At 71.8% G+C, this 26823-nt stretch carries 29 protein-coding genes; 19 read left to right on the top strand and 10 right to left on the bottom strand.

The annotated features are described in order from the left end of the window. The 12 genes from RGE_RS09660 (at window position 1) to RGE_RS09715 (ending at window position 11547) form a co-directional block, all read left to right on the top strand. Window positions 1–669: a flagellar hook capping FlgD N-terminal domain-containing protein gene (locus tag RGE_RS09660; protein ID WP_014428185.1), complete on the top strand. Its 669-nt coding sequence runs from the start codon at window positions 1–3 to the stop codon at window positions 667–669. Between the two features lie 17 nt (window positions 670–686). Further along, window positions 687–1871: a flagellar hook protein FlgE gene (locus RGE_RS09665; protein WP_014428186.1), complete on the top strand. Its 1185-nt coding sequence runs from the start codon at window positions 687–689 to the stop codon at window positions 1869–1871. Window positions 1872–1890: 19 nt separating this feature from the next. Beyond that, window positions 1891–2613 carry a flagellar basal body rod protein FlgF gene (locus RGE_RS09670; protein ID WP_014428187.1) on the top strand — a complete coding sequence of 241 codons (723 nt, stop codon included), beginning with the start codon at window positions 1891–1893 and terminating at the stop codon, window positions 2611–2613. 19 nt (window positions 2614–2632) lie between these two features. Further along, entirely contained in the window at window positions 2633–3421 is a 789-nt protein-coding gene (flgG, locus tag RGE_RS09675) for a flagellar basal-body rod protein FlgG (RefSeq protein ID WP_014428188.1), read from the top strand. Continuing rightward, window positions 3418–4071 (top strand): flagellar basal body L-ring protein FlgH, encoded by a 654-nt coding sequence (gene flgH, locus RGE_RS09680; RefSeq protein ID WP_014428189.1) that lies wholly within the window; start codon window positions 3418–3420, stop codon window positions 4069–4071. The genes flgG and flgH overlap by 4 nt, the downstream gene beginning before the upstream one ends. Before the next feature lie 2 nt (window positions 4072–4073). Beyond that, window positions 4074–5213 (top strand): flagellar basal body P-ring protein FlgI, encoded by a 1140-nt coding sequence (locus RGE_RS09685; protein WP_014428190.1) that lies wholly within the window; start codon window positions 4074–4076, stop codon window positions 5211–5213. A gap of 14 nt (window positions 5214–5227) precedes the next feature. Next, complete coding sequence (locus RGE_RS09690; RefSeq protein ID WP_014428191.1) at window positions 5228–5620, top strand: putative LfgJ protein; 393 nt, start codon at window positions 5228–5230, stop codon at window positions 5618–5620. Continuing rightward, complete coding sequence (gene flgK, locus RGE_RS09695; RefSeq protein ID WP_014428192.1) at window positions 5617–6978, top strand: flagellar hook-associated protein FlgK; 1362 nt, start codon at window positions 5617–5619, stop codon at window positions 6976–6978. Before RGE_RS09690 ends, flgK begins: the two co-directional genes overlap by 4 nt. A 17-nt stretch (window positions 6979–6995) precedes the next feature. Further along, window positions 6996–7904 carry a flagellar hook-associated protein FlgL gene (flgL, locus tag RGE_RS09700; RefSeq protein ID WP_014428193.1) on the top strand — a complete coding sequence of 303 codons (909 nt, stop codon included), beginning with the start codon at window positions 6996–6998 and terminating at the stop codon, window positions 7902–7904. A gap of 19 nt (window positions 7905–7923) precedes the next feature. Then, on the top strand, window positions 7924–8979 hold the full coding sequence (locus tag RGE_RS09705; protein ID WP_014428194.1) for a hypothetical protein: 1056 nt from the start codon (window positions 7924–7926) through the stop codon (window positions 8977–8979). Window positions 8980–9103: 124 nt separating this feature from the next. Next, window positions 9104–10414 (top strand): O-acetylhomoserine aminocarboxypropyltransferase/cysteine synthase family protein, encoded by a 1311-nt coding sequence (locus RGE_RS09710; protein WP_014428195.1) that lies wholly within the window; start codon window positions 9104–9106, stop codon window positions 10412–10414. A 146-nt stretch (window positions 10415–10560) separates the two neighbouring features. Continuing rightward, window positions 10561–11547, top strand: coding sequence for a tripartite tricarboxylate transporter substrate binding protein (locus tag RGE_RS09715; RefSeq protein WP_014428196.1), 987 nt, complete (start codon window positions 10561–10563; stop codon window positions 11545–11547). On the opposite strand, the gene RGE_RS09720 is transcribed toward RGE_RS09715, so the two are convergent. From RGE_RS09720 to RGE_RS09730, 3 genes are all read right to left on the bottom strand, one after another. Beyond that, window positions 11505–11708: a hypothetical protein gene (locus RGE_RS09720; RefSeq protein ID WP_014428197.1), complete on the bottom strand. Its 204-nt coding sequence runs from the start codon at window positions 11706–11708 to the stop codon at window positions 11505–11507. The genes RGE_RS09715 and RGE_RS09720 overlap by 43 nt on opposite strands. A gap of 116 nt (window positions 11709–11824) precedes the next feature. Beyond that, entirely contained in the window at window positions 11825–13726 is a 1902-nt protein-coding gene (locus RGE_RS09725; protein ID WP_014428198.1) for a family 2A encapsulin nanocompartment cargo protein cysteine desulfurase, read from the bottom strand. 145 nt (window positions 13727–13871) lie between these two features. Beyond that, window positions 13872–14801 (bottom strand): family 2A encapsulin nanocompartment shell protein, encoded by a 930-nt coding sequence (locus RGE_RS09730; RefSeq protein WP_014428199.1) that lies wholly within the window; start codon window positions 14799–14801, stop codon window positions 13872–13874. A 133-nt stretch (window positions 14802–14934) separates the two neighbouring features. Between RGE_RS09730 and bla the strand changes: the two genes are divergently transcribed. Together bla and RGE_RS09740 are read left to right on the top strand one after the other, a co-directional pair. Beyond that, entirely contained in the window at window positions 14935–15804 is an 870-nt protein-coding gene (gene bla, locus RGE_RS09735; RefSeq protein WP_014428200.1) for a class A beta-lactamase, read from the top strand. Between the two features lie 154 nt (window positions 15805–15958). Next, a complete protein-coding gene (locus RGE_RS09740) occupies window positions 15959–16597 on the top strand; it encodes a hypothetical protein (RefSeq protein WP_014428201.1) in 639 nt (212 codons plus the stop codon). Window positions 16598–16639: 42 nt separating this feature from the next. Here RGE_RS09740 and RGE_RS09745 read toward each other — a convergent pair whose 3' ends face one another. After that, the gene (locus RGE_RS09745) at window positions 16640–17230 is read right to left on the bottom strand and encodes an IMPACT family protein (protein WP_014428202.1); all 591 of its coding nucleotides are present in this window, start codon (window positions 17228–17230) and stop codon (window positions 16640–16642) included. A 59-nt stretch (window positions 17231–17289) separates the two neighbouring features. Between RGE_RS09745 and RGE_RS09750 the strand changes: the two genes are divergently transcribed. After that, entirely contained in the window at window positions 17290–17853 is a 564-nt protein-coding gene (locus RGE_RS09750) for a hypothetical protein (RefSeq protein ID WP_014428203.1), read from the top strand. Window positions 17854–17860: 7 nt separating this feature from the next. Here RGE_RS09750 and RGE_RS09755 read toward each other — a convergent pair whose 3' ends face one another. After that, window positions 17861–18805 carry a CapA family protein gene (locus tag RGE_RS09755; protein ID WP_014428204.1) on the bottom strand — a complete coding sequence of 315 codons (945 nt, stop codon included), beginning with the start codon at window positions 18803–18805 and terminating at the stop codon, window positions 17861–17863. After that, window positions 18802–19173, bottom strand: a complete 372-nt coding sequence (locus RGE_RS09760; protein ID WP_014428205.1) for a hypothetical protein — start codon at window positions 19171–19173, stop codon at window positions 18802–18804. The genes RGE_RS09755 and RGE_RS09760 overlap by 4 nt, the downstream gene beginning before the upstream one ends. Window positions 19174–19414: 241 nt before the next feature. On the opposite strand from RGE_RS09760, the gene RGE_RS09765 reads away from it, so the two are divergent. Genes RGE_RS09765 through RGE_RS23640 form a run of 3 tightly spaced genes read left to right on the top strand, consistent with a single transcriptional unit; the run spans window position 19415 to window position 21988 of the window. Continuing rightward, window positions 19415–20827 carry a cytochrome ubiquinol oxidase subunit I gene (locus RGE_RS09765; protein ID WP_014428206.1) on the top strand — a complete coding sequence of 471 codons (1413 nt, stop codon included), beginning with the start codon at window positions 19415–19417 and terminating at the stop codon, window positions 20825–20827. A 10-nt stretch (window positions 20828–20837) separates the two neighbouring features. Beyond that, complete coding sequence (gene cydB / locus RGE_RS09770) at window positions 20838–21845, top strand: cytochrome d ubiquinol oxidase subunit II (RefSeq protein ID WP_014428207.1); 1008 nt, start codon at window positions 20838–20840, stop codon at window positions 21843–21845. Continuing rightward, window positions 21845–21988 carry a DUF2474 family protein gene (locus RGE_RS23640; RefSeq protein ID WP_014428208.1) on the top strand — a complete coding sequence of 48 codons (144 nt, stop codon included), beginning with the start codon at window positions 21845–21847 and terminating at the stop codon, window positions 21986–21988. Before cydB ends, RGE_RS23640 begins: the two co-directional genes overlap by 1 nt. A gap of 4 nt (window positions 21989–21992) precedes the next feature. Here RGE_RS23640 and RGE_RS09775 read toward each other — a convergent pair whose 3' ends face one another. The 4 genes from RGE_RS09775 to RGE_RS09790 form a co-directional block, all read right to left on the bottom strand. Next, a complete protein-coding gene (locus RGE_RS09775) occupies window positions 21993–22697 on the bottom strand; it encodes an SDR family oxidoreductase (RefSeq protein ID WP_014428209.1) in 705 nt (234 codons plus the stop codon). An 11-nt stretch (window positions 22698–22708) separates the two neighbouring features. Further along, complete coding sequence (locus tag RGE_RS09780) at window positions 22709–23191, bottom strand: hypothetical protein (protein WP_231384661.1); 483 nt, start codon at window positions 23189–23191, stop codon at window positions 22709–22711. Between the two features lie 260 nt (window positions 23192–23451). Beyond that, complete coding sequence (locus RGE_RS09785; protein WP_014428211.1) at window positions 23452–24645, bottom strand: trans-sulfuration enzyme family protein; 1194 nt, start codon at window positions 24643–24645, stop codon at window positions 23452–23454. Beyond that, on the bottom strand, window positions 24642–26066 hold the full coding sequence (locus tag RGE_RS09790; protein ID WP_014428212.1) for a pyridoxal-phosphate dependent enzyme: 1425 nt from the start codon (window positions 26064–26066) through the stop codon (window positions 24642–24644). The genes RGE_RS09785 and RGE_RS09790 overlap by 4 nt, the downstream gene beginning before the upstream one ends. Window positions 26067–26303: 237 nt before the next feature. On the opposite strand from RGE_RS09790, the gene RGE_RS09795 reads away from it, so the two are divergent. Beyond that, window positions 26304–26783 carry a rhodanese-like domain-containing protein gene (locus tag RGE_RS09795; RefSeq protein WP_014428213.1) on the top strand — a complete coding sequence of 160 codons (480 nt, stop codon included), beginning with the start codon at window positions 26304–26306 and terminating at the stop codon, window positions 26781–26783. The last annotated feature ends 40 nt before the right edge of the window (window positions 26784–26823 follow it).

Raw genomic sequence — 26823 nt, forward strand, 5'->3', positions numbered from 1 at the left:
ATGGCCGGCCTCTACACCGACGCCGCGGCCACCGCCACCAAGGCGGGCTCCGGCTCCACCGTCGCCGCCAACGGCAGCACCTCGGACATGTTCACCTCGCTGCTGGTGGCCCAGATCCGCAACCAGAACCCGCTGGAGCCGACCGACGCCAGCCAGTTCGTCACCCAGCTCACCCAGCTCAGCCAGATGGAGTCGCTGCAGACCCTGGCCACGCAGGGGAGCGCCACCGCCGGGCTGATCACCGGGCTGCAGGCGCTGGGCTTCGGCGGCATGGTCGGCCACGAGCTCGGCGTCACCACCGACAAGCTGGTGCTCGACGGCCAGCACGGCGTCGCCGGCCGCTTCGAGCTCGCCGAGCCCAGCAGCACGACGAAGCTGCAGCTGACCTCGGCCAGCGGCAAGACCTACACCGTCGACCTGGGCAGCCAGCCCGCCGGCGAGGTCGCGTTCGAGCTCGACCCCGCGAAGACCGGCGTGCCCGCCGGCAGCTACACGATCGCCGTCGCCACCAGCGGCGGCGAGAAGCCCGCCATCGAGGTGACGGGCAAGCTGAACTCGGTTCGCCTCTCGGCCGCCGGCACGCTGGTGCTCGACGTCCAGGGCGTGGGCCAGACCGATCCCGACGCCGTCACGACCTTCTCCGGCCGCAGCGCCGCCACCGCCATCTGACCTTCCAGGAGACCGCCATGAGCTTCTCGATCGCCCTGTCCGGCATCGCCGCCGTCACCTCCGGCCTCGACGTCATCAGCAACAACATCGCCAACGCCGGCACGCTGGGCTACAAGTCCGGCCGCGCCAACTACAGCTCGGTCTACGCCGGCGGCGAAGCCGTCGGCGCCGAGCTCGGCTCGATCACCCAGAGCATCACCGACGGCGGCAACACCACCGCCACCGGCGGCGCGATGGACGTCGCGCTGTCCGGCCGCGGCTTCTTCACCTCCAAGGACTCCGCCGGCCAGACGGTGTTCACCCGCGTCGGCATGTTCACCGTCGACAAGACCGGCTACGTGCTCGACGCCAACGGCCGCCGTGCCCAGGGTTATGCCGCGACCAACGGCGGCGCGCTCGGCGCCATTGGTGACATCTTGGTGCCCAACGGCCAGATCGCCGCAGCCGCCACGACCAAGGTCAGCTACGTCGGCAACATGTCCTCGGACTGGACCGCGCCGGCGGTGACGCCGTTCGACCCGACCGACTCGCTGAGCTTCAACGGCTCCAACGTGACGCTGGTGCACGACTCGCTGGGCGCGCAGCACACGCTGACCCAGTACTTCGTCAAGGGCACGGGCTCGACGGTGAACGTGCACTACACGCTCGACGGCGCGGTCGTCGGCGGCACCCAGACGCTCAGCTTCGGCACTGTCGGCGAGCTGCTGACGCCGGCCGCGCCGGTGGCGCTGACGCTGGGCACGCCGACCGGCGCGCAGCCGCTGGCGGTGACCGTCGACTACGCCGGCTGCTCGCGTTCGGCCGGCGACGCGACGACGACCAAGAACGAGGCCGACGGCTACGCCTCGGGCACGCTGGTCGGCACCTCGATCGACGCCAAGGGCCAGGTCATCGCCAAGTACAGCAACGGCAAGTCGCAGACCGTCGCCACGCTGGCCATCGCCACGCTGCCCAACGAGCAGGCGCTGACCGCCGTCGGCGACACCAGCTGGGTCGCCAACGACGCCACCGGCGCGCCGCTGTACTTCGCCGCCGGCCAGGGCATGGCCGGCACGCTGAGCACCGGCCGCGTCGAGGCGTCCAACGTCGACATGACCAGCGAGCTCGTCTCGCTGATGTCCTCGCAGCGCAACTACCAGGCCAACAGCAAGGTCCTCTCGGCCGAGAACGAGATGATGCAAGCGCTGATGCAGGCGCTCTGACGGCGGCGGACACGACGTCATGGACGCCTTGATCTACACGCTGATGAGCGGCGCCGAACGTGCGCTGCGCTCGCAGCAGATCCACGCCAACAACCTGGCCAACGCCGGCACCGACGGCTTCCGTGCCGACCTCGAGGCCGCCGACGCGCGTGCCGTGCAGGGCTTCGGCTACGACGCGCGCCACGTCACCGAACTCACCGACACCGTCGTCTCGACGCGTTCCGGCCCGCTGCGCGAGACCGGGCGCGAGCTCGACGTCGCGGTGCAGGGCGGCTACCTCGCGCTGCGCCTGGGCGACGGCGAGGCCTACACGCGCGCCGGCGCGCTGCAGCCCGCCGCCGACGGCACGCTGCAGATCAACGGCCGCGACGTGCTCGGCGAGGGCGGGCCGATCGTGCTGCCGCCGTACGAGCGCGTGGCCATCGGCAGCGACGGCAGCGTCATGGTGCAGGCCGCCGGCGAGACGGCGATGCAGGTCGTCGACCGGCTCAAGCTCGTCGCCCCCGAGGCCGCGACGCTGACCAAGAACGCCGACGGCCTGCTCGTCGCCCGCGACGGCCGCCCGTTCGAGACCTCCGACGCCGCCAGCGTGCGCGCCGGCCACCTGGAGGGCAGCAACGTCTCGGCGGTCGAGGAGATGGTGGCCACGCTGTCGCTGAACCGCGACTTCGAGATCCAGATGAAGTTCTACAAGGCCGCCGACGACATGGTGCAGGCCGGCAACCGCCTCGTGCGCGAGTGACCCCAGAAAGGATGACCCGATGAATCCCGCGATGTGGATCAGCAAGACCGGCGTGCAGGCGCAGGACGCCAAGCTGCAGGCGATCGCCAACAACCTCGCCAACGTCAACACCGTCGGCTACAAGCGCGACCGGGTGATGTTCGAGGACCTGTTCTACCAGGTCGAGCAGACCCCGGGCGCGCAGCGCGCCGACGGCACGACCTCGCCGACCGGCACGATGCTGGGCAACGGCACGCGGCTGCTGGGCACGCAGAAGGTGTTCACCACCGGCAACCTGCAGAACACCGGCCAGTCGCTGGACGTGGCCATCGTCGGCGGCGGTTTCCTGCAGGTCGCGCAGGCCAACGGCGACACCGCCTACACGCGCGCCGGCCAGCTGCAGGTCAACGCCGACGGCCGTCTGGTGACGATGCAGGGCCTCTCGATCGTGCCCGAGATCAACGTGCCCAACGGCTCGAAGGAGATCACGATCAGCGAGAGCGGCGTCGTCAGCGCCATCGTGCCGGGCGCCACCGCGCCCAGCGAGCTGGGCCAGCTGCAGATCGCCGGCTTCGTCAACCCGGCCGGGCTGCGTCCGACCGGCGAGAACCTGTTCGTCGAGACCGCCGCCAGCGGCACGCCGGCCGTCGGCAACCCCGGCAGCGACGGCCTGGGCAAGCTCAAGCAGGGCTCGCTGGAGGCGTCCAACGTCCAGGTCGTCGAGGAGATGGTCGAGATGATCGCCGCGCAGCGCAGCTACGAGATGAACACCAAGGTGCTCTCGGCCGCCGACAACATGCTGCAGACGCTGGCGCAGGCCGCACGATGAGAGCCGCCGCCGTCGCCCTCGCCGCGGCCGTGCTGTCGGGCTGCGCCGCGGTCTCGCCGCCGCAGGCGCCGCTGGTGCCGGCCGGCGACCCGATGCCCGCGCCGGTGCGCGCGCGCGGCCAGGCCGGCGGCGTGTTCGTCGCCGACTCCGCCTGGACGCTGCACAGCGACACGCGCGCCTTCCGCGTCGGCGACGTGCTGACCGTGGGCCTGGACGAGACGACCCAGGCCAGCAAGACCGCCGGCACCCAGTACGGCAAGGAAAGCAGCACGACGGTCTCGCCGCTGGTCGTCGGCGGCAAGTCGCAGAAGACCGGCGTCGAGTTCGGCGCCGACCGTTCGTTCAAGGGCAACGCCACCAGCACCCAGCAGAACGCGCTGACCGGCTCGATCACCGTCGTCGTGCTCGAGGTGCTGCCCAACGGGCTGCTGCGCATCTCGGGCGAGAAGTCGCTGTACCTGAACCAGGGCGAGGAGTTCGTGCGCCTGGCCGGCTACGTGCGCGCCGGCGACATCGACACCGACAACCGCGTGTCCTCGCAGCGCGTGGCCAACGCGCGCATCGTCTATTCCGGGCGCGGCACGCTCGCCGACGCCAACAGCGCCGGCTGGCTGACGCGCTTCTTCAACAGCCCCTGGATGCCGTTCTGACCATGACCCTCCGCGCCCGATCCGCCGCCTGGCTGCTGGCCCTGGCCGCCACCGTCGCCGCCGCCGCGCCCGCGCGCACGCCGCCGCAGGAGGCGCCGACGCGGCCGCTGCGCAGCCTGGTGCACGTCGAAGGCGTGCGCGAGAACCAGCTCGTCGGCTACGGCATCGTCGTCGGCCTCAACGGCTCGGGCGACAGCACCCAGGTCAAGGCCGCCGGCCAGTCGGTCAGCAACCTGCTCAAGCAGTTCGGCGTCAAGCTGCCCGAACGCACCGAGAGCAAGTCCAAGAACGTCGCGACGGTGATGGTCAGCGCCGTGTTCCCGCCGGGCTACCGCAAGGGCCAGCAGATCGACATCACCGTGTCCTCGCTGGGCGACGCGAAGAGCCTGCGCGGCGGCACGCTGCTGCTGACGCCGCTGCGTGCGGCCGACGGCGAGGTCTACGCGCTGGCCCAGGGCAACGTCGTCGTCGGCGGCGTCAGCGCTGCCGGCGCCAGCGGCTCCAGCGTCACGATCAACACGCCGACCTCCGGGCGCGTGCCCAACGGCGCCACCGTCGAACGCGAGATCGAGACCGATTTCGACGCCGGCGGCGCCGTGCGGCTGAGCCTGAAGCGGCCCAACTTCGAGACCGCGACGGCGGTCGTCGAGGCCATCAACCGCCGCTGGGCCGGCGCCGCGACGACGCGCGACGGCACCACCGTCGAGGTCGCCGCGCCGCGGGACCCGACCGAACGCGTGGCCTTCGTCGCCGCGCTCGGCCGCCTGCCGATCGCCACCGGCGCCGAGGTGCCCAAGGTGGTCTTCAACTCGCGCACCGGCACCGTGGTCATCGCCGAAGGCGTGCGCGTGCGGCCGGCGGCGGTGTCGCACGGCGCGCTGCGCGTCGTCATCTCCGAGACGCCGCAGGTCAGCCAGCCGACGCCGTTCTCGCGCGGCGGCGAGACCGCCGTCGTGCCGCGCAGCGACGTCCAGGTCGACCAGCAGGGCGGCGGACGCATGTTCCGCTGGCCGGCGTCGACCAGCCTGCAGACCATCGTCGACGTCATCAACGCCACCGGCGCCACGCCCGACGACGTGATGGCCATCCTGCAGGCGCTGGACGAAGCCGGCGCCATCGACGGCGAACTGGTCGTCATCTGAAGAAGGAGCCGACGATGGACGCGATCGACCCGCTGCGCCGCAGCCTGGCCGCCGAGCTGCCCGAGGCGGCGCCGGCCCCGGCGATCGACGCCGCGACCCGCGCCCGCGCCGAGAAGGCGGCGGTGCAGTTCGAGGGTTACATGATCGGGCAGATGCTCAAGCAGGCGCGCAGCGGCCTGCGCGAGCTGAACGACGACGAGAGCCGCAGCCGCATCCACGACGACATGCAGGACATCGCCGACCGCGCCGTCGCCGATGCGATGGCCGGCAGCCGTGCCTTCGGCATCGCCGACGCGCTGCTGCGCCAGGTGCTGCCGCCCGAGCCGCTTAAGCCGCAGGCTCCGGCCGTCGCCCAACCTGCAGGACAGGGCCATCCGGCCCGACCCGCCAACCAAGACCCCCGATGAGCCTCATCAGCATCGCCCTGTCGGGCACCCAGGCGACGCAGATCGCGATGGCCACCGTCGGCCAGAACGTCGCCAACTCGATGACCGACGGCTACACCCGCCAGGGCACGCTGCTGGTCGCGCTGGGCACGACGCGTGTCGGCGTCTCGGCGGGCGACGGCGTGCAGGTCGGCTCGCTGCAGCGTTTCAGCGACGGCTACAAGAACCTGCAGCTCTGGCAGGCGGCCTCCGAACTCGGCCGGCGCGAGTCGGCGCAGCCCTACCTGACCCAGCTCGAGCGCGTGATGGGCGACGAGGCGGGCGGCATCGGCGGCGGCATCGACGAACTCTTCGCCGCCTTCAACGCCGCCAGCGTCGAGCCGACCTCGACGCCGCTGCGCCAGCAGGTGCTGAGCGCCGCCGACGGGCTGTCGCAGCGCTTCGTCAACCTGCAGCAGATGCTGGCCAACCAGCGTTCGGCGATCGAGCAGCAGCGCGGCACGCTGACCTCGCAGGTCACGACGCTGGCCGGCGGCATCGCGACGCTGAACAAGCAGATCGCCGCGGCCCAGGCCTCGGGCAGCAACGCCTCGGCGCTGCTCGACGAGCGCGACCGCAAGATCGACTCGCTGTCCTCGCTGGTCGCGGTGCAGGTCGTGCCGCAGTCCGACGGCAGCAGCAGCGTCTCGCTGCGCAACGGCATGCCGCTGGTCGTCGGCGGGCGCGCCGCGGCGGTGGCGATGGACCACGGCACGCCGCCGGCGGTGACGCTGTCTTTCGCCAACCAGGACTACACGGTCGGCGACGACGTGCTCGGCGGCCAGCTCGCCGGGCTCGGCGAGTACGTCGGCAAGGTCTTGAAGCCGATGTCCGACAGCGTCGCCTCGCTGGCCTCGCAGATCGCCTCGGCGGTGAACACGACGCTGGCCACCGGTTTCGACCTGTCGGGCAACCCCGGCCAGCCGCTGTTCCAGTTCGATGCCGGCACCGGCCGCATCGCCGTCAACGGCACGCTGACCGCCGACCAGCTGGCGTTCTCGTCGGACGCCGCCAAGCCCGGCAACAGCGACGTGCTGCAGACGCTGATCGGCCTGCCCAACCAGAGCGTCTCGCTGCCGCTGCTGGGCTCGGTGCAGCTGCGCGACGCCTGCTCGCAGCTGCTCGGCGACCTCGGCAGCCGCAGCGCGCAGAACAAGGCCGCGCTGACGACGGCCGAGACGGTGCGCGACCAGGCCGAGCAGAACTGGAAGTCGACCAGCGGCGTCAACCGCGACGAGGAGGCGGCCAACCTGCTGCAGTACCAGCAGATGTACCAGGCCAACCTGAAGGTGATCGCGGTGGCCGGCGAGCTGTTCGACGCCGCGCTGCAGATGTTCTGACGGACGCGGAGACGACGATGCGCATTGCCAGCAACCAGTTCCACGGCACGATGACACGCGCGCTGCAGCAGGCCGATTCCCAGGTCGGGTCGCTGCTGGAGCGCATCGCCACCGGCGAGCGCCTGGCCGTGCCCTCCGACGACCCGGTGGCCGCGGTGCGGTTGTCGCGCCTGTCGCGCGAGCAGTCGGCGATCAAGCAGTACCAGGACAACATCGGCGCGCTGCGTTCGCGGCTGCAGCAGAACGAGGCGCTGCTGGGCTCGCTGAACTCCGACCTGCTCGACGCGCGCGACCAGCTCGTCTGGGCCGCCGACGGCGCCAACACGCCCGACGACATCCAGGCGATGAGCAGCACGCTCACCTCGCTGCGCGACAGCCTGCTCTACACCGCCAACAGCCGTGACCAGGAAGGGCGCTACATGTTCTCCGGCACGCTGAGCACCACCGCGCCGATCGCCTACGACGCCTCGCAGCCGGCCGGCAGCCGCTACAGCTGGGCCGGCAACGGCGAGACGCAATGGGTCGTGGTCGGCAACGGCGTGCGCCAGCCGGCCAACGTCTCGCTGACGACGATGGCCGGCCTGCTGAACAAGCTCGACCTCGCCGCCGCCACCGCCGACACCGGGCCGGACGTCAGCGCGCCCGCGGTGCGCGCGGTGTTCGCCGGCGCGCTGGACGGCATCGACGTCGAACTCGGCAAGGTCAGCGGCCTGATCGCCCGCCAGGGCGGGGCGATGAACCTGCTGCAGACGCTGGGCGACAACCATGCCGACGTCAGCCTCGCCAACGAGGAGGCGAAGACCGAGTACGGCGCGCTGGACTATGCCGACGCCGCCGTCCGCCTGGACGGCTACAAGAGCGCGCTCGAAGCGACGCAGAAGTCCTATGCCAAGGTGGCGGGGCTGTCGCTCTTCGACGTGATCTGAACGCGGGAGCGACGCGCAGGTGCAGGTCCAGAACACGATCCCCGGCGCCCAGCCGACGCGCGGCGCTCGCCGCGACGAGGCCGGTGCCGCCACGGCGGCGCGTGGCGCGGCGACGTCGGCCTCCGGCGACTCGACGCCGGCCGCAGCCCCGGCCGCCGCCGAACGCGAGGCCGCGCCGCTGCGCGCCGCGCGCCAGCGCGAGCAGGGCCTGTCCAACCGCACCGTCGCCGGCGCGCAGCGCACGCTGAACTACCTCGACGAGCTGCAGCAGCGGCTGAAGGTGCTGCAGGAGCGGTTGTCCCGGCGGGGCGCCGACGGCGCCTCCAAGGCCGCGACCGACGGCGCCCAGGACGATCTGCAGGACGCGCTGGCCGCCGCCGCCGAGGCCTGGCAGGCGCGGCGCGACGAGACCTCGGGCTTTCTCGACGACGCGCTGCGTTTCGACGCCGACGGCCGTTCGCGCGTGCGCTTCCGCATGCGCGGCCTGAGCAGCGCCGCGCTGGACGGCGGGCGTGCCGAGACGCTGTCGTTCCAGACCCGCAGCGCGCGCCGCACGCTGAGCGTCGTGCTGCCCGAAGGCGGCGACGCCGAGAGCGCCGTGCGCCAGCTCGACCGCACGCTGGCACCGGCCGGCGTGCGCGCCTCGATGGACGCCGGCGGCGAGCCGGTGTTCAGCGTCGCCGAAGAACAATGGGCCACGCTGCAGACCTCGCTGAGCGTCAGCGGCGGCGGCATCCGCTACCCGGCCGGCCAGTCGCAGCCGGTGCGGCTGCAGCGCCAGAAGGAGGCGCTGGACCCGGCGCAGTGGGGCGTCGCCGACAGCGAACAGGCGCGGCGCACGCTGCGCGAGGTCAGCCAGGCGCTGGAACGCGTGCAGCGTGTCGCCGAGTCGCTGCGCCGGCTGCTCGCCAGCGAAGCCTCGGCCACGGCGCAGGACGGCGACTGGGCCAGCCAGTTCGCCGGTGACCTGAACCTGGCGCTCAACAGCGCCAGCTACGAGACCTATGTCGCGATCGCACCGGCGCTGGGCGGCATCAGCCGCAGCCGGGTCGTCGAGCTGCTGAGCCTGGGCTGAGCTCTTTAATGCTCTGCAGTTATAAGCAGAGTCATTTTGTTTCGTTGTGCGCATGAACGGCTTGGGCGAGCATGCACTCGACCCAAAACGAACACCGGCTCCACGAGCTGAGGACGACACGACGATGAGCGAACAGAACCCGCGCGCCGGCTGGCGCTTCGAGACCCTGTCGGTGCACGGTGGCTACAGCCCCGACCCGACGACCAAGGCCGTCGCGGTGCCGATCTACCAGACGGTGGCCTACGCCTTCGACAACGCGCAGCACGGTGCCGACCTGTTCGACCTGAAGGTGCCGGGCAACATCTACACGCGCATCATGAACCCGACGACCGACGTGCTCGAGCAGCGCGTCGCGGCGCTCGAAGGCGGCATCGCCGCGCTGGCGCTGGCGTCGGGGCAGGCGGCCGTCACCTACGCCATCCAGACCATCACCGAGGCCGGCGACAACATCGTCGCCTCCAGTGCGCTCTACGGCGGCACCTACAACCTGCTGGCGCACACGCTGCCGCAGTTCGGCGTCACGACGCGTTTCGCCGACGCCAACGACCCGGCCAGCTTCGAGCCGCTGATCGACGCCAGGACCAAGGCCATCTTCGTCGAGTCGATCGGCAACCCGGCCGGCAACGTCACCGACGTCGCCGCGATCGCCGCCATCGCCCACCGCCACGGCGTGCCGGTGATCGTCGACAACACCGTGCCCAGCCCCTACCTGTTCCGCCCGATCGAACACGGCGCGGACATCGTCGTGCACTCGCTGACCAAGTACCTGGGCGGCCACGGCACCAGCCTGGGCGGTGCGATCGTCGACTCGGGCAAGTTCCCGTGGGCGAAGTACCCGGAGCGTTTCCCGCGCCTGAACACGCCTGACGTCAGCTACCACGGCGTCGTCTACACGGAAGCGCTGGGCCCGGCGGCCTACATCGGCCGCGCGCGGGTCGTGCCGCTGCGCAACACCGGCGCGGCAATCTCGCCGTTCAACGCCTTCCAGATCCTGACCGGCATCGAGACGCTGGCGCTGCGCATGGAGCGCATCAGCGACAACGCGCTGGCCATCGCCCAGCACCTGGCCCAGCACCCCAAGGTGGCCTGGGTCAACTACGCCGGCCTCGAAGGCCACCCCAGCCACGCGCTGATCCGCCAGAACTACGGCGGCCGCGCCTCGGGCCTGCTGACCTTCGGCCTGAAGGGCGAGCCCGGCCAGGGCCGCGAACGCGGCGCACGTTTCCTCGACGCGCTGCAGCTGTTCACGCGGCTGGTCAACATCGGCGACGTGCGCTCGCTGGCCACGCACCCGGCGTCGACCACGCACCGCCAGCTCGCGCCCGAGGAACTGGCCAAGGCCGGCGTGTCCGAGGACACGGTGCGGCTGTCGGTCGGCATCGAGCACATCGCCGACTTGCTGGCCGACCTGGACCAGGCGCTGGCCGCCGTCTGAGCGTCTGCTGACACCGCCGCGGCCCGCTCCGGTGCCGCGGCGTTTTTCTTCATGCATGCAGCGTCCTTGCTCACGCGAAATCCTGCGTGGCCTGGGCGCCGCCGTGCCCCGATCCTGAGTTCTTCGCCTTCTTCCGGAGCTCCCTGATGTCCCCGATCTCCCGCCGCCGCCTGCTGCACTGGAGCGCCGCCGCCGTCGCCGCGCCCGCCTTGGGCAGCGCCCACGCCAACGCCGCCGCGTTCCCGGCCAAGCCGGTGCGCATCCTCGTCGGCAACACCGCCGGCAGCGGTGCCGACGTCGCGGTGCGCATCGTCGCGCGCCAGCTGCAGGACGACTGGCGCCAGCCGGTGACGGTGGAGAACCGCACCGGCGCCGGCGGCCTGGTCGCGGCCGAGGCCACTGCACGTTCGGAGGCCGACGGCTACACGCTGTCGCTGTCGCAGGAAGGCGCGATCACCATCGCCCCGGCGCTGCAGGGCAAGCTCTCCTTCGACCCGCTGAAGGACCTGGCGCCGGTCGTGCACCTGGCCGACAGCGACTACGTGCTCGTCGTCAACGCCGCCACCGGCTGGCGCACGATCGCCGAGATGGTCGCCGCGGCGAAGAAGCGCCCCGGCGCCTACAGCTACGCCTCGGCGGGCGTCGGCTCGCTGCACCACCTGGCTTTCGAGCTGCTGAAGATCGAACGCGACTTCTTCTTCGTGCACATCCCCTACCGCGGCGGCTCGCAGGCGGTGGCCGACGTCGCCTCGGGCCAGGCGCAGGCGATGTGGGTCTCGGTGACGGCGGCGCTGCCGCACATCCAGTCGGGCCGGCTGCGTGCGCTGGCGATCGGCGGCGCGCAGCGCAGCCCGCTGCTGCCGGCGGTGCCGACCGCCCAGGAGTCGATCCCGGGCTTCCGCGTCACGAGCTGGTTCGCGCTGTTCGCGCCGGTGCGCACGCCGGCGCCGGTGGTCGAGCGCATCGCGCACGACGCCAGCGCCACGCTGCGCCAGCCGGCGGTGCTGGAGGCGCTGCGCAAGCAGGGCATCACGCCGGTCGGCGGCACGCCGCAGCAGCTGGCGCAGCTGGTGCGGCGCGACTACGAGCGTTACGCCCGGCTCTCCGACCGCGTGAAGCTGGCCAGCGACTGAACCTGGCGCGGAGCACTCGGCCACCAGACGGTGGCCGTCTGCGCCAGCACCGCGAGCGCTGCACGCCGGATGTCGGCGTCGACGATGCGCGCGCAGGGCTCGGCCGGCATCGGACGACGCGGGCAGGGCAGGCGCTGCGGCAGCACGGCGACGAAAGGCATGAGGCTTCTCCTGGTGTGTGCCCTCACGATAGGGCGCCGGTCGCCAGGCCGCCACGAAGCCTTCGTCGTTTGTTTATCCGGCCGGCGCATGGCCGGCCGGGGCCCCGATGCGTGGCTCAGCGGCGGCCGGCCACCGGCCGCGCCGCGGCCAGGCGCTGCAGCACCGCCACCAACTGGTCGATCTCCTCGCAGGTGTTGTAGAAGGCCAGCGAGGGCCGCACCGTGGCTTCCAGACCGAAGCGGCGCAGGATGGGCTGCGCGCAGTGGTGGCCGGTGCGCACCGCGATGCCTTCGCGGTTGAGCGCCTGGCCGACCTCGTCGGTGCTGTAGCCGGCGAGCACGAAGGACAGCACGCTGGCCTTGTCGCGCGCGGTGCCGATCGGCCGCAGGCCGGGCACCTCGGCCATGCGGCCGGTGGCGTACTCGAGCAGCCCGTGCTCGTACTTCGCGATGTTCTCGATGCCGAGGCGCTCGACGTACTCCAGCGCCGCGCCCAGCCCCACCGCGTCGGCGATGTTGCCGGTGCCGGCCTCGAAACGGGCCGGCGGCGGCTGGTAGACGATGCGCTCGAAGCTGACGTCGGCAATCATGTTGCCGCCGCCCTGCCAGGGCGCCAGGTCCTCCAGCACCTCGCGGCGGCCGTAGAGCACGCCGATGCCGGTCGGCCCGAAGACCTTGTGGCCCGAGAAGACGAAGAAGTCGGTGTCCAGCGCGCGCACGTCGACCTTCAGGTGCGACACCGACTGCGCGCCGTCGACCAGCGTGCGGATGCCGGCGCGGCGCGCGATGGCGACGATCTGGTCGACCGGCACCACGGTTCCCAGCGCGTTGGAGACCTGCGTCACCGCGACGATCTTCGTGCGCTCGTTGAGCAGCCGCTGGTACTCGTCGAGCCGCACCTGGCCGCTGTCGTCGACCGGGATCACGCGCAGCTTGGCGCCGCGTTCGTCGGCCAGGCGCTTCCAGGGCACGATGTTGGCGTGGTGCTCGAGGTGCGAGACGACGATCTCGTCGCCCGGCCCGACGTGGCGGCAGCCCCAGGCGGCGGCGACGAGGTTGATGGCCTCGGTGGCGCCGCGCACGAAGACGATCTCCTCGGTCGACGCGGCGCCGATGAAGCGGCGCACGGTCTCGCGCGCCTGCTCGTAGGCGTCGGTGGCGCGTGCCGCCAGCGCATGCGCGGCGCGGTGGATGTTCGAGTTCTCGTGGGCGTAGAAGTGCGCCAGGCGGTCGATGACGGCCTGCGGCTTCTGCGTCGTCGCGGCGTTGTCCAGCCAGACGACGCGGTGGCCGTTGATGCGCTCGTTGAGCAGCGGGAAGTCGCGCCGCACGGCGTGCACGTCCAGCGGCGGATGGGCGTCGGCGAAGCCCGGGCGGCCGGCGGGGGCCGCCGGAGCCGCTTCGGGCACGAAGTAGTAGCGCGGCGAAGCGCTGGCCGGCGCGGCCGGTGGCGTCGGCACCGCGTCCAGCCGCGGCACGGCGGCCGCGGTCGGCAGCTGCCAGGGCAGGGCGCGCAGCGCCTCGAAGGCCGGGTCGGCCGTCGGCGTCGCCGCCGGTGCCGCTTCGGCGGCCGGGAAACCCAGCGCCTCGGCCTCGGCGAAATGGAAGGGCGCCGCCGGCGCCTGCGGCACCGCCAGCAGGTGGCTGCCGACGCGGCCGTCGTAGGCCGGCGCGGCCGACAGCGGCACGTCGGGCACGCCGTTGCCGGCCTGCGCATGCGGCAGCCGTGCCGGCGCCGAGGCGCCGATGTTGGCGGCGCTCTGCGGCGAGGTCGGCACGAGGTTGGCGCCGGGCGGCAGACCGCCCGGCACGGCGGCCGGCGTGGACGGGCCGTAGCTGCCCGGCGGCGGCGTCAGCCCGGCCGGATGCGGCCGCTCGGGCAGCGGCACGCCGCCGGTGGCCGGCACCGTGGCCGCGCCCGGCCAGCTGCTGAAAAGTTCGCCGGCCAGACGCGCCAGCAGCGCCGGGTCGGGCAGGCCGGGCGGCGGCGCCGCGGCCGGGATCTCGGGGGTCGTCATCAGGAAGGGGTGTTTTCTGAGCATGACCGAGGCGCGCGCCCCGATCCGTGACCGCAGCGCATCAAGCGGACGCCGCGGCCGGGCTTTGCCCGGTCGCTGGCGTCGCCCCCTCGAGGGGGAGCGCCGAAGGTGCTACGGGGGTGGGTCATCGGTAGGTATCAGGGTAGGCGTGGTACTTGCCGACTTCGACGTCCTCCAGCACCGCCAGCGCGTCCTCGGTCTGCACCGCCAGCGAACAGTACAGCGAGATCAGGTAGGAGGCGATCGCGTTGCGGCTGATGCCCATGAAACGCACCGACAGCCCGGGGCTCTGTTCGCCCGGCAGCCCCGGCTGGTACAGGCCGACGACGCCCTGGCGCTTGTCGCCCACACGCAGCAGCAGCACCTTGGTCTTGCCGTCGGCGACCGGCACCTTGTCGCTGGGCACCAGCGGGATGCCGCGCCAGGTGAGGAACTGGCTGCCGAACAGGCTGACGGTGGGCGGCGGCACGCCGCGGCGCGTGCATTCGCGGCCGAAGGCGGCGATGGCCAGAGGGTGCGTCAGGAAGAACGCCGGTTCCTTCCAGACCTTGCTCAGCAGTTCGTCGAAGTCGTCGGGCGTCGGCGCGCCGGTCAGCGGGTACACCACCTGGTCGGGGTGCACGCTGGCGAGCAGGCCGTAGTCGGGGTTGTTGATCAGCTCGCTTTCCTGCTTCTCCTTGATCGTCTCGATCGTCAGGCGCAGCTGCTCCTTGATCTGGTCGTGCGGGCTGCTGTAGAGGTCGGAAACGCGGGTGTGCACGTCCAGCACGGTGCTGACGGCGTTGAGGAAGTACTCGCGCGGCTGGGTCTCGTAGTCGACGAAGGTGGTCGGCAGCTCGGACTCGTCGCGCTTGGCGCACAACACCTGCACGTCCTGCGGGTTGCGCACCTTGTTCAGGCGGTAGATGCCGGCTTCGACCGGCACCCATTGCAGCAGATGGGTCAGCCAGCGCGGGCTGATGGTCGCCAGGATCGGCGCGGTCTTGGTGGCGTTGGCGAGCTGGCGGGCGGCGCTGTCGCCGAGAGCCAGTTGCACGGGCGCGGTATCGGCCATGGAAAACGTGTCCTTGTCAGGTTGGATCGCCGCCGCAGTCTCGGCAAGCGCGCTGCGGGGCGGCAACCGGCTATAGGCGGCGATCGCCTCGCGCCACGAGCCAGCGCAAGGCGCAGCCCGGCAGAATCGCCACATGAACCGACGCTCGTTCCATGCCTGGGCCGCGCTCGCGCTGGCCGCCGCCGGCCGCCCGGCTGTCGCGCTCGAAGCCGGCGACGCCGACGCCTTCGGGGCCATCGAACGGTCGGTCGCCGGGCGCCTGGGCGTCTGGGCCTACGACCTGGAGACCGGCCGCAGCCTCGGCCACCGCCAGGACGAACGCTTCCCGATGTGCAGCAGCTTCAAGTGGCTGCTGGCCGCCGCGGTGCTGGCCCGCGTGGACCGCGGCCAGGAGCGGCTGGAGCGCCGCATCGTCTTCGGCCGCGAGGCCTTGCTGGAGTACGCCCCGGCCACCTCGCGCCGCGCCGGCGGCGCCGGCATGACGGTCGCCGAACTCTGCGAGGCCGCGGTGACGCTGAGCGACAACACCGCGGCCAACCTGCTGCTCGACACGCTGGGCGGCCCCGCCGGCCTGACGGCCTGGGTGCGCACGCTGGGCGACCGCACGACGCGGCTGGACCGCCGCGAACCCGATCTCAACGAAGCCCGTCCCGGCGACGAACGCGACACGACGACGCCGCAGGCGATGGTGCTGGCGCTGCGCCAGGCGCTGTTCGGCGGCGGCCTGTCGCGCCGCGGCGGCGACCTGCTGCTGCAGTGGATGGTGGCCTCGACCACCGGAGCCAAGCGCTTGCGCGCCGGCTTCCCGGCCGACTGGCGCATCGGCGACAAGACCGGCACCGGTGCCCAAGGCACGACCAACGACGTCGCCGTCGTTTGGGCGCCGGGCCGCGCGCCGCTGCTGCTGGCGGCCTACCTGACCGAGAGCCAGGCGGTGATCGAGGCGCGCGAGGCGGCGCTGGCGCGTGTGGCGGGGCGGGTGAAGCTGGGGCTGATCGGCTGACTGATCAGTCGGCCGCATCCAAGCTGAAGCCATGCCTTGGGGCCGGCTACCGGCCTTCATCTTTCTTGCTCATGCCGTCGTCGACTCGCGCGCTCGGGCCCGGGGTCCGAGCGTAGCCTGCGGCGATTCGAATCGGATACCGATGGGAGAGACGATGGATCTGGTCGAGGCACTGAAGAGCTTCAACCGCAAGGAACGTTTCTGGTTGATCCGCAACGCGCTCGGGCCCGCCAGCGAAACGCTGGACGAGGCTTTTCGTCGCCGGCTGCAGCAGGCCGTCGGCGTTGAGGTGCCCGCCACCGCGTGGTGGGCAATGGACTACCACCTCGACTGGTTGGTGGGTGCGCTGACGATGCTCGCGCGAGGCGACGCGGCCTTTGCGTCGCACCCGAACGACCACCGTCTGGTGTGCGGCAATCAGGAGGACATGGACCTCGTCGTGGCTTTCGACCGCACCCTGGTGCTGATCGAGGCCAAGGGGGACACGGCCTGGTCGAACGAGCAGTTCCAGGGCAAGGTCAAGCGGCTCGAAGGTCTTCAAGCGGCGGGCCTGATGCCGTCGCCGCTGCGCCTGTTCTTCGTGTTGACCTCGCCGCGGCCACCGGTCGGTCTGGTGCCGAAAGAGGGCACGCGCTGGTCGCCGTGGATGTGCGACGACCACGAACGCCCCTTGTTCTTCCCGCTCGAGATGCCGACCGAGTTCTGGAAGGTCACGCGCTGGGACGACGAGCGCCAGCAGCCTTCGTTCGCGGGCACGCGATGGAAGATCGTGCCGTCGCGGGGCAGTGCCTGATCCGGTGCGCCAGGGGTTTCCGCAGCGGGCGCGTCGCTGCGCTCAGTCCGTCGGATCCCAGACCAACTGCCCGCGCCCGCCGTCCTCCAGCGCCGCCTTCAGCGCCGGCGCCTCGTCTTCCGGCAGGCTGAAACCGAGCTGCACCTCGTCGCCGTGCTCCACCTCGTCCAGCGTCGCGCCGGCCTGGGCGAGCTGGCGGCGCAGCCAGCCTTCGAGCGCGTAGGGCAGGCGGCAGCGCAGGTGCGCCAGCCGGCGGCGCGGCAGCTTGACGGCGCCTTGCAGCGCCGTCGCCACCGCGTCGGTGTAGGCGCGCACCAGGCCGCCGGCGCCGAGCTTGGTGCCGCCCCAGTAGCGCACGACGGTGGCCAGCACGGCGTCCAGGTCCTGGTGGCGCAGCACCGCGAGCATCGGCAGGCCGGCGGTGCCGCCGGGCTCGCCGTCGTCGACCGCCGCACTCTGGCCGCCGGCCAGCAGCGCCCAGCAGACGTGAGCGGCCTGCGGGTGTTCGGCGCGCAGCGCGGCGACGAGGGCCTGCGCCTGCGCGCGGTCCTCGACCGGCTGCACGCAGCAGATGAAGCGGCTCTTCCTGATCACCAGTTCGGCGTGCGCCGGGCCGGCCAGCGTGTGGGGCATTCGGCGATTGTCGGTGCGCTCCATACTGGCGCGTCGCGATGCCGGAAGGAGCCGCTGCGATGACCCTGTCCCCCGCCCGCATTGCGGCCATCGTGCTGGCTGCCGCCTGCACCGTGGCCACCGCCGCGCCCGGCGCGGTGCTGCCGCTGCACTACGGCGCCAACACCATCGCCTGGCCAGGCGCGCCGGGACCGGCCATCGCCTTCCTGGCGCGGCGCGACAACTTCAACGCCCACGGCTTCGACGTGCTGACCTTCTACGTCGAAGACACGAAAGGCGGCGAAGGTGATGCGGCGTGGCATGTGATGCCCTTCTACGACGGGCTGAAGGAAGCGCTGGAGCTGCACGCCAGCGGCGGCGCCGACTGCCTGCTGCACGACTTCCGCGTGATCGCGGAAGGCGCTTCCGGGTTGCGTGTCGTCGTCGCCGAGCGCGACCCGGGGCCTGACTTCGTGACGCCGGGGCAGGTCAGCTTCCGCTTCTATGCGCTGCAGCACAACACCGAGCAGTACGCCGGCTGGCCGCCGCACTACTTCGAACGCGTGGAGACGCGGCGCAGCGAGCGCCGCTATTGCGACGTCGGCGAAGCGCTGCAGGCCGAGCTCGGGCTGGGCGGTCGCTGAGCTGCGTTCAGCGGCTGGGCGGCGGCATCAAGTCCGCCTCGTCCCCCGCCGGATGCGGCGTGCCCTCGCGATCCATGCGCACCACGGCGCGCCGCAGCGAGCGCACGCCGTCGCGGCCGATTTCCATGCGCAGCACCCAGCCGGTGTTGTTCTCGAGCTTGTCGAAGCCGTCGAAGACGAAGTTGCCCAGGCTGTAGACGATGGGCCGGCCGCGGTGGAACTCGACGTCCTGCACGATGTGCGGGTGGGTGCCGACGACGGCGTCGGCGCCGGCGTCGATCATCAGCCGGGCCAGCGCGCGCTGGCGGTCGTTGGCCGTCGGCCGGCCTTCCTCGCCCCAGTGCATGAACGGGATCACCAGGTCGGCCATCGCCCGCGCGCGGCGGATGTCGAGCACGACCTGCTCGTCTTCGCTCCAGGCCACACCCGGGTGATCGTGGCCGGCTTCGAAATAACGCGGGAAGTACTCGTCGTAGCCCAGCAGCGCGATGCGCAGCCCGCGGCGTTCGACGACCAGCGGCCGGTGCGCCTCGGCGAGGTCGTGGCCGCCGCCGAAGTACGGCAGGCCGTTGGCGCGCAGCGCGCCCAGCATCTCGGCGAAGGCCTCGCGGCCGAAGTCGCCCGAGTGGTTGTTGGCCAGCGAGACCACGTCGACCTGGCGGCGCAGCAGCGCCAGCACGCGCGGGTCGGCGCGGAAGGTCCAGGGTTTGTCGTCGGCTTTGCCGCCGCGCGCGACCACGCATTCGAGGTTGGCGATGCGCAGGTCGGCGCCGGCCAGCAGCCGGGCCGTCGGCGCGAACGGGTTGCCGCCGCGGCGCAGCACGCGCCCGGGACCGTCGGCGAGCATCACGTCGCCGACGAAGACCAGGCTGACCGTCGGCTGCGGCTCGGCGCGCACGGCCCCGGCCCAGGCGCCGGCCAGCAGCGCGGCGTTGAAGTCGCGGCGGTTCATCGTGCGGCCTCAGTGCCCAGCGCGCAGCCGTAGACCAGTTCGCGGCCCAGGCGCGAGGAATAGACGTGGTTCCAGCCGGTGAGGGCGGGGATCGCCGTGCCGGCCGGGAAGGGCGGCCGCAAGACCACCTCGTGGATCAGCACCGGCGCGTTGTCCACCGCCATGTCGTAGGTGTAGAGCGAGACCGAGTCGACGCGTTCGGGCGTGCCCAGCACCACGGCCTTGAAGCGAAAGCGCGTGCCGACGTCCTGCGCCGCGACGGTGTACGGGTCGGCGACCGGGCGGGCCTCGACCTGCATCGTCGTGCTGACGTAGCGCAGTTCGCAGCGCAGCAGCGGCGCTTCGGCGGCCGGCGGTGTCTGTGCCACGGCACCTGCGAGGCCGGTGGCCGCCGCGATGCCACACACCAGGCGTGCGATGGGGACGGCGCGGGCCGCGGGCGGGGGCGGGAACATCTGCATGCCGGCGACTGTAAGGCGCGCGGCGCCGCGGCGGCGAAGTGCCCGCCGGCCCGGCCTGACCCTGCCGAAACGAGGGTTCTCCCGGCCCCCCCGCAGCCTGTTCCGGTCACCGGCGCCACACTGGCCGCCTCGCCGCCGCCACCCGCTCATGTTCGGACTCACCGCCCTCGAACTGGCCCGCATCCAGTTCGGCTTCACCGTCTCCTTCCACATCGTCTTCCCGGCCATCACCATCGGCCTGGCCAGCTATCTGGCCGTGCTGGAAGGCCTGTGGCTGTGGAAGAAGGACGTGGTCTACCGCGACCTGTACCACTTCTGGTCGAAGATCTTCGCCGTCAACTTCGCGATGGGCGTCGTGTCGGGGCTGGTGATGGCCTACCAGTTCGGCACCAACTGGAGCTACTTCTCGGCCTTCGCCGGTTCGGTCACCGGGCCGCTGCTGGCCTACGAGGTGCTCACCGCCTTCTTCCTCGAAGCCGGTTTCCTCGGCGTCATGCTCTTCGGCTGGAAGCGCGTCGGCCCCGGGCTGCACTTCGTGTCGACGATCATGGTCGCACTGGGCACGCTGATCTCGGCGACCTGGATCCTGGCCTCCAACAGCTGGATGCAGACGCCGCAGGGCCACGAGATCGTCGACGGCGTCGTCGTGCCGGTGGACTGGCTGGCGGTGATCTTCAACCCCTCGTTCCCGTACCGGCTGGCGCACATGACGGTGGCGGCCTTTCTGGCGACGGCGCTGTTCGTCGGCGCGTCGGCGGCCTGGCAGCTGCGCCGCGGCCACGACAACCCGCGTGTGCGCACGATGTTCTCGATGGCGATGGGCATGCTGATGTTCGTCGCCCCGCTGCAGGTCGCCGTCGGCGACCTGCACGGCCTGAACACGCTGGAGCACCAGCCGGCCAAGGTGGCGGCGATGGAAGGCCACTGGCGCAACGGCCCGCCTGGCGAAGGCGTGCCGCTGGTGCTCTTCGGCTGGCCCGACATGCAGGCCGAGGAAACGCTCTACCGCGTCGAGATCCCCCGCCTGGGCAGCCTGATCCTGACCCACAGCCTGGACGGCCAGTACCCCGGCCTGGCCGAGTTCGCGCCCGAGGACCGGCCCAACGCGACCATCGTCTTCTGGTCCTTCCGCGTGATGGTCGGTCTGGGCCTGCTGATGCTGCTGCTGGGCGCCTGGGCCGCCTGGCGGCGCTGGCGCGGCCGGCTCTACGAAGGCGGCGCCTTCCTGCGTTTCGCGACCTGGATGGGCCCGGCGGGCGTGCTCGCCATCCTCGCCGGCTGGTTCACCACCGAGATCGGCCGCCAGCCCTGGGTGGTCTACGGCGTGATGCGCACCGCCGACGCGGTGTCGCACCACTCGGCGCAGGTGATGGGCACGACGCTGGCGGTGTTCGTCGTCATGTACTTCGCCGTCTTCGGCATCGGCCTCAGCTACATGCTCAAGCTCGTCGCCAAGGGGCCGCAGCCCGGCGAGGACGAGAACCCGCCGCAGGACCCGGGCCAGGCGCCGCGGCCGGCGCGGCCTTTGTCGGCCGGCCCCGACCACGTCGACCCGACCTGAGGAGCGCGCCATGGACATCGACCTGCCGCTGCTGTGGTTCCTGGTCATCGGCTTCGGGCTGATGATGTACGTCGTGATGGACGGGTTCGACCTGGGCATCGGCATCCTCTTCCCGTTCGTGCGGGACCGCGAGGAACGCGACGTGATGGTCAACAGCGTCGCCCCGGTCTGGGACGGCAACGAGACCTGGCTGGTGCTCGGCGGCGCCGGGCTGATGGCGGCCTTCCCGCTGGCCTACGCGGTGGTGCTGAGCGCGCTGTACCTGCCCTTGATGGCGATGCTGGCCGGACTGATCTGGCGCGGCGTGGCCTTCGAGTTCCGCTTCAAGGCCGACGACGCGCACAAGCCCTTCTGGGACCACGCCTTCGCCTGGGGCTCCTACGTCGCGACCTTCTCGCAGGGCGTGGCGCTGGGCGCCTTCATCGGTGGCTTCGAGGTGAAGGACGGCGGCTACGCCGGCGGCGTCTTCGACTGGCTGACGCCGTTCAGCCTGTTCACCGGCGCGGCGCTGGTGCTGGCCTACGCGCTGCTGGGCATCGGCTGGCTGGTGATGAAGACCGAAGGCGCGCTGCTGCAGCGCATGCGCGAGCTGGGCCGGCCGGTGACCTGGGCCGTGCTGGCCGCGCTGGCCGCCGTCAGCCTGTGGACGCCGCTGGCGCACCCGGGCATCGCCGAGCGCTGGTTCTCGCTGCCCAACCTGCTGTTCTTCCTGCCGGTGCCGCTGCTGGTGGCGCTGGTCGCCTGGCGGCTGCTGCGTGCGCTGCCGCGCAGCCACTCGGCGCTGCCTTTCCTGCTGTCGCTGGCGCTGCTGTTCCTGGGCTACAGCGGGCTCTTGATCAGCCTGTGGCCCAACGTCATCCCGCCGGGCATCTCGATCTGGCAGGCCGCGGCGCCGCCGCAGAGCCTGGGCTTCGCGCTGGTCGGCGCGCTGGCGATCATCCCGTTCATCCTCGGCTACACCGCCTGGTCCTACTACGTGTTCCGCGGCAAGGTGAAGATCGGCGAGGGCTACCACTGATGGCCGAGTCCCTGCGCGCGCGCCATCTCTGGCTGCGCCGGCTGGGCTGGCTGCTGCTGATCTGGGCGGCCAGCATCGCCGCGCTGGGCGCGGTGGCGCTGGGCTTGCGGCTGCTGATGGGCTGGGTGGGAATGACGGCGTAAGCCGTCAGATCGAGCGCATCAGACCGCCGTCGACACGAAGATTCTGGCCGGTGATGTAGGCGGCGTCGTCAGATGCGAGGAAGGCGATCGTCGCGGCGACTTCCTCGCTGCTGCCGTAGCGCTGCATCGGCACGCTGTCGCGGCGCGCCTCCTGCTCGGGCAGGCTGTCGATCCAGCCGGGCAGCACGTTGTTCATGCGCACCTTGTGCGCGGCATGCTCGTCGGCGAAGAGCTTGGTGAAGGCGGCCAGCCCGGCGCGGAAGACGGCCGAGGTCGGGAACATCGGGCTCGGTTCGAACGCCCAGGCGCTGGAGATGTTGACGATCGATCCGCCGCCTTGCCTGAGCATGTGCGGCGTCACCAGACGGGTCGCACGGATCACGTTGAGCAGGTAGACGTCCAGCCCGGTGTGCCACTGCGCGTCGCTCAGCTCGAGCACCGGTGCCCGAGGCCCGTGGCCGGCGCCGTTGACCAGCACGTCGATGTGTCCCCAGCGTGCGATCGCCAGATCGACCAGGCGCTGCAGGTCCTCGTTCGACTGGTTGGACCCGGTGACGCCGATTCCGCCCAGTTCCGCCGCCAGTGCCTCGCCCTTGCCCGACGAGGACAGCACGCCGACCTGGAAGCCGTCGTGTGCCAGCCGGCGCGCCGCGGCCGCGCCCATGCCGCTGCCGCCGGCAATCACGAGGGCCACTTTCTGCTGTGACATCACCATGCTCCTCAGGTGCCGAGGCGGCTTTCGGCCGCCGTGCGCGCGGTGCCCTGGGTGTTCACCATGCGCTCGACCGCGGCCTGCAGGCGTGCGAGCAGCGCGTAGTCGCGCCGCTCGAGCGCACCGTCGATGCCCCCGCGTGCCTTGGCGACGAAGTCGATGCGCTCGCCGTCGCTGGCCATGTCCACCGGCTCGCCGGTGGCGGCCGAGATCTTCATCGTCATGCCGAGGAAGGGCGTGCTCTCGTCGAGCGACATCTTGCCGCTGCGGATCTGCTGGTTCATCCAGTCGAACAGCTGCTGCCGCGTCATGCTGGTGAAGTCGGGGCGGTCGTCTTCACCCGCGGCCGGTGCGGCCGCCGGCGCAGCGGCCGTCGTGTTGGTGGCCGCGGCCAGCATCGAAGCGAACGAGGACGCGCCGCCGGCATTCGTGGCGGTGCCGCCCGTCGGCTGCGTTTGGGGCGGCATGCTGTAGGGGGCTTGGATCTTCATCGGGTCACGTTCTGACGGAGATGGCCACGAGTATCCGCCCGGCCGCCCGAGCTGTCGCCAGTGCCCCGCCATGCGCCCGGCGCCTGCCGACATGCGCCCTTCTTCGTTGGCCGGCCGGGCAGGCGCGGCTAAGGTTCAGGTGCCGATCCGTATCGGCTGTCTCGTCGTCTCAATCGTGGGCTCCGTGGGGAAACCCCGGTGACTTGACCCCGCTGCCCGCGCGGCAGCGGGGTCTCTTTTCGCCCCGCCGAGTTCGACCTTTAGATCGCCGCCAGCGCGCGCGCCAGGTCGGCGCGCAGGTCTTCGACGTCCTCGATGCCGACCGACAGCCGCACCAGGCTGTCGCCGATGCCGAGCGCGGCGCGCGTCTCGGCCGGGATCGTCGCGTGGGTCATGATCGCCGGGTGCTCGATCAGGCTCTCGACGCCGCCCAGGCTCTCGGCGAGCGCGAAGATGCGTACCGCCTCGAGGAAACGCCGCGCGCCGGCGAGGTCGGTCGCCAGGTCCAGCGAGATCATGCCGCCGAAGCCCGACATCTGGCGCCGCGCCAGCGCGTGCTGCGGGTGCGACTCCAGCCCGGGGTAGTGCACACGCGCCACCTGCGGCTGGGCCTCCAGCCAGCGCGCCAGCGCCAGCGCGTTGGCGTTGTGGCGCTCGACACGCAGCGCCAGCGTCTTCACGCCGCGCAGCGCCAGGAAGCTGTCGAAAGGCCCGGCGATCGCGCCGACGGCGTTCTGCAGGAAACCCAGACGCTCGCGCACCGGCGCCAGGCGCTCGTCGCGGCCGACGACGGCGACGCCGCCGATGACGTCGCTGTGGCCGTTGAGGTACTTGGTCGCCGAGTGCACGACGAGGTCGAAGCCCAGCTCCAGTGGCCGCTGGTTGAACGGGCTGGCGAAGGTGTTGTCGGCGGCGGCGAGCAGGCCGTGTTCGTGGGCGATGGCGGCCACGGCGCGCAGGTCGGCGAGTTTGAGCAGCGGGTTGGTCGGCGTCTCGGCCCAGACCAGGCGCGTGTTCGGGCGGATCGCGCGGCGCAGCGCCTCGGGGTCGGCGAGGTCGACGTAGCTGAACTCCAGCCCCGCGCTCTGGCGCCGCACCTTGTCGAAGAGGCGGAAGCTGCCGCCGTAGAGGTCGTCGCCGCTGACGACGTGCGAGCCCGCCGGCAGCAGCTCCAGCACGGTGGCGATGGCCGCCAGCCCGCTGGCGAAGGCGAAGGCCTGGGCGCCGCTTTCGAGGTCGGCGACGGCGCGTTCCCAGGCCCAGCGCGTCGGGTTGTGCGAGCGGCCGTAGTCCAGGCCCTGGTGCACGCCGGGGCTGCTCTGCACGTAGGTCGAGGTGGCGTAGATCGGCTGCATGATCGCGCCGGTCGACGGGTCGGGGTGCTGGCCGCCGTGGATCGTGCGCGTGGCGAAGGCGAGCGGGCGGTCGGCGTCGGGGGCGGTGGTGTGGCTCATGCGGCGGCGGTGGACGCCAGCAGCTGCCGGCGCAGGTGGTTGAGCAGGTCGAAACGCGTGACCAGGCCGTGGAAGCCGGCTTCGTCGGCGACGATGGCCACGAGGCCGCGGTCGAGCACGGCGCGCAGCTCGGCGATCGAGGCGCTTGCGGGCAGCGTCTGCGGCGCGGCGGTCATCGCATCGCGCACCGGGCGCTGCAGCGCCTGCGGCCCGGTCTGGGCGGCCACGAGCAGGTCCGATTCGTCGAGCACGCCGACCAGCCGCCCCTCGGCCAGCACCGGCAGCTGCGAGACCTCGGCCAGGCGCATGCGCTGGAAGGCGACGAGCAGCGTGTCCTCGGGCGCGACGGCGACGACGCCGCCGTCTTCGTAGCGGCGCGAGATCAGGTCGCGCAGGTCGCCGAAACGCGGCCGCGCGAGCAGGCCCTGGTCGATCAGCCACTGGTCGTTGTAGACCTTGGACAGATAACGCGTGCCGGTGTCGCAGACCAGCGTCAGCACGCGTTTGGGCGTCGTCTGCTCGCGGCAGTAACGCAGCGCCGCGGCCAGCAGCGTGCCGGTGGACGAACCGCCGGGGATGCCTTCGCGCGCCAGCAGCTCGCGTGCGGCGCCGAAGCTCTCGGCGTCGGGGATCGAATAGGCGCTCTTCACCGAGCCGAAGTCGGCGATCGCCGGCACGAAGTCTTCGCCGATGCCTTCGACGGCCCAGGAGCCGGCCTGGCCGACGTGGCCGGTCTTCACGTAGTCGGCGAGGATCGAGCCCACCGGGTCGGCGAGCACGAACTCGAGCTCGGGCTGCACCTTGCGGAAGTAGCGCGACAGCCCGGTCAGCGTGCCCGAGGAGCCGACGCCGACGACGATGGCGTCCAGGTCGTGCCCGGTCTGGGCCCAGATCTCCGGGCCGGTGGCGGTTTCGTGGGCCAGCGGATTGGCCGGGTTGTTGAACTGGTCGGCGAAGAACGAGCCTGGGATGCCGGCGGCGATGCGTGCCGCCAGGTCCTGGTAGTACTCGGGGTGGCCCTTGCCGACGTCCGAGCGCGTGACGTGCACCGTCGCGCCCAGCGCCTTCAGGTGCAGCACCTTCTCGGTGGCCATCTTGTCGGGCACGACGAGCACCACCTTGTAGCCCTTGGCGCGTGCCACCAGCGCCAGGCCCAGGCCGGTGTTGCCGGCGGTGGCCTCGACGACGGTGCCGCCGGGCTGCAGCCGGCCGTCGCGTTCGGCGGCTTCGATCATCGCGACGCCGATGCGGTCCTTGATCGAGCCGCCGGGGTTCTGCGACTCGAGCTTCAGGAACAGCGTGCAGCAGCCGGTGTCCAGGCGCGTGACGCGCACCAGCGGGGTGTTGCCGATCAGGTCGAGCACCGCGGGGCGCGAGGCGCTCTCGCGCGCGGCGCGGGGGAGTTCGGGGGAACGGGACATCGGGCGTGCCGGAGCGGCCAAAAGCTGAGCAGTCTGGCCGGCAAGCCGCGTGCCGCCAAACGCGTTCGGCGCATGAGCTAAGCCGCTGCCCGCAGATGGCGCGCTTGCTCGTTCGGCGCATATCGAGCGGCGTATCCATTCGTTGGGCGCTGGCTCGGGGCTGCCTACGCTGGCATCCGCCGTCTATCGCCGTCATCGCCCCGGGCGGGGCCGCGGCCGGCGGCCGAAGGAGAACCGATGAACGCCGTTGCCGAACTGCCTGCGTCCGTGGACGCCCACCCCGTGCTGCAGCGTGCGCGCCAGGACGCGCGCGCCGAAGGTCTGCCCTATGCCGGCGTCGTGCCGCCGCAGGACGCCTGGGCGCTGGTGCAGGCCGGTCTGGCGCAGCTGGTGGACGTGCGCACCGCCGAGGAACGCAAGTTCGTCGGCCAGGTGCCGGGCAGCCTGCACGTCGCCTGGGCCACCGGCACCGCGCTGACGCGCAACCCGCGTTTCGTGCGTGAACTCGAAGCCCGGATCGGCGGCAAGGACCCGGTGGCGCTGCTGCTGTGCCGCAGCGGCAAACGCTCGGCGGCGGCCGCCGAAGCTGCCGCGGCCGCCGGCTTCACGAACGTGTTCAACGTCGGTGAAGGCTTCGAAGGAGAACTCGACGCCGCGCAGCAGCGTGGCCACGTCAATGGCTGGCGCCGGCGCGCGCTGCCGTGGACGCAAGACTGACCGCGCCGCCGAACGAACGCATTCGACCGTCAGAGGAACT

This window comes from Rubrivivax gelatinosus IL144 (assembly GCF_000284255.1).
In the GTDB taxonomy this organism is placed as follows: Bacteria; Pseudomonadota; Gammaproteobacteria; order Burkholderiales; family Burkholderiaceae_C; genus Rubrivivax; species Rubrivivax gelatinosus_A.

Bases quoted from the DNA above. Each gene is read 5' to 3' on its own strand.
- RGE_RS09660 (WP_014428185.1), top strand. From the start codon at position 1: ATGGCCGGCCTCTACACCGACGCCGCGGCCACCGCCACCAAGGCGGGC.
- RGE_RS09665 (WP_014428186.1), top strand. From the start codon at position 687: ATGAGCTTCTCGATCGCCCTGTCCGGCATCGCCGCCGTCACCTCCGGC.
- RGE_RS09670 (WP_014428187.1), top strand. From the start codon at position 1,891: ATGGACGCCTTGATCTACACGCTGATGAGCGGCGCCGAACGTGCGCTG.
- flgG (WP_014428188.1), top strand. From the start codon at position 2,633: ATGAATCCCGCGATGTGGATCAGCAAGACCGGCGTGCAGGCGCAGGAC.
- flgH (WP_014428189.1), top strand. From the start codon at position 3,418: ATGAGAGCCGCCGCCGTCGCCCTCGCCGCGGCCGTGCTGTCGGGCTGC.
- RGE_RS09685 (WP_014428190.1), top strand. From the start codon at position 4,074: ATGACCCTCCGCGCCCGATCCGCCGCCTGGCTGCTGGCCCTGGCCGCC.
- RGE_RS09690 (WP_014428191.1), top strand. From the start codon at position 5,228: ATGGACGCGATCGACCCGCTGCGCCGCAGCCTGGCCGCCGAGCTGCCC.
- flgK (WP_014428192.1), top strand. From the start codon at position 5,617: ATGAGCCTCATCAGCATCGCCCTGTCGGGCACCCAGGCGACGCAGATC.
- flgL (WP_014428193.1), top strand. From the start codon at position 6,996: ATGCGCATTGCCAGCAACCAGTTCCACGGCACGATGACACGCGCGCTG.
- RGE_RS09710 (WP_014428195.1), top strand. From the start codon at position 9,104: ATGAGCGAACAGAACCCGCGCGCCGGCTGGCGCTTCGAGACCCTGTCG.
- RGE_RS09715 (WP_014428196.1), top strand. From the start codon at position 10,561: ATGTCCCCGATCTCCCGCCGCCGCCTGCTGCACTGGAGCGCCGCCGCC.
- RGE_RS09720 (WP_014428197.1), bottom strand. From the start codon at position 11,708: ATGCCTTTCGTCGCCGTGCTGCCGCAGCGCCTGCCCTGCCCGCGTCGT.
- RGE_RS09725 (WP_014428198.1), bottom strand. From the start codon at position 13,726: ATGACGACCCCCGAGATCCCGGCCGCGGCGCCGCCGCCCGGCCTGCCC.
- RGE_RS09730 (WP_014428199.1), bottom strand. From the start codon at position 14,801: ATGGCCGATACCGCGCCCGTGCAACTGGCTCTCGGCGACAGCGCCGCC.
- bla (WP_014428200.1), top strand. From the start codon at position 14,935: ATGAACCGACGCTCGTTCCATGCCTGGGCCGCGCTCGCGCTGGCCGCC.
- RGE_RS09740 (WP_014428201.1), top strand. From the start codon at position 15,959: ATGGATCTGGTCGAGGCACTGAAGAGCTTCAACCGCAAGGAACGTTTC.
- RGE_RS09745 (WP_014428202.1), bottom strand. From the start codon at position 17,230: ATGCCCCACACGCTGGCCGGCCCGGCGCACGCCGAACTGGTGATCAGG.
- RGE_RS09750 (WP_014428203.1), top strand. From the start codon at position 17,290: ATGACCCTGTCCCCCGCCCGCATTGCGGCCATCGTGCTGGCTGCCGCC.
- RGE_RS09755 (WP_014428204.1), bottom strand. From the start codon at position 18,805: ATGAACCGCCGCGACTTCAACGCCGCGCTGCTGGCCGGCGCCTGGGCC.
- RGE_RS09765 (WP_014428206.1), top strand. From the start codon at position 19,415: ATGTTCGGACTCACCGCCCTCGAACTGGCCCGCATCCAGTTCGGCTTC.
- cydB (WP_014428207.1), top strand. From the start codon at position 20,838: ATGGACATCGACCTGCCGCTGCTGTGGTTCCTGGTCATCGGCTTCGGG.
- RGE_RS23640 (WP_014428208.1), top strand. From the start codon at position 21,845: ATGGCCGAGTCCCTGCGCGCGCGCCATCTCTGGCTGCGCCGGCTGGGC.
- RGE_RS09775 (WP_014428209.1), bottom strand. From the start codon at position 22,697: ATGTCACAGCAGAAAGTGGCCCTCGTGATTGCCGGCGGCAGCGGCATG.
- RGE_RS09780 (WP_231384661.1), bottom strand. From the start codon at position 23,191: ATGAAGATCCAAGCCCCCTACAGCATGCCGCCCCAAACGCAGCCGACG.
- RGE_RS09785 (WP_014428211.1), bottom strand. From the start codon at position 24,645: ATGAGCCACACCACCGCCCCCGACGCCGACCGCCCGCTCGCCTTCGCC.
- RGE_RS09790 (WP_014428212.1), bottom strand. From the start codon at position 26,066: ATGTCCCGTTCCCCCGAACTCCCCCGCGCCGCGCGCGAGAGCGCCTCG.
- RGE_RS09795 (WP_014428213.1), top strand. From the start codon at position 26,304: ATGAACGCCGTTGCCGAACTGCCTGCGTCCGTGGACGCCCACCCCGTG.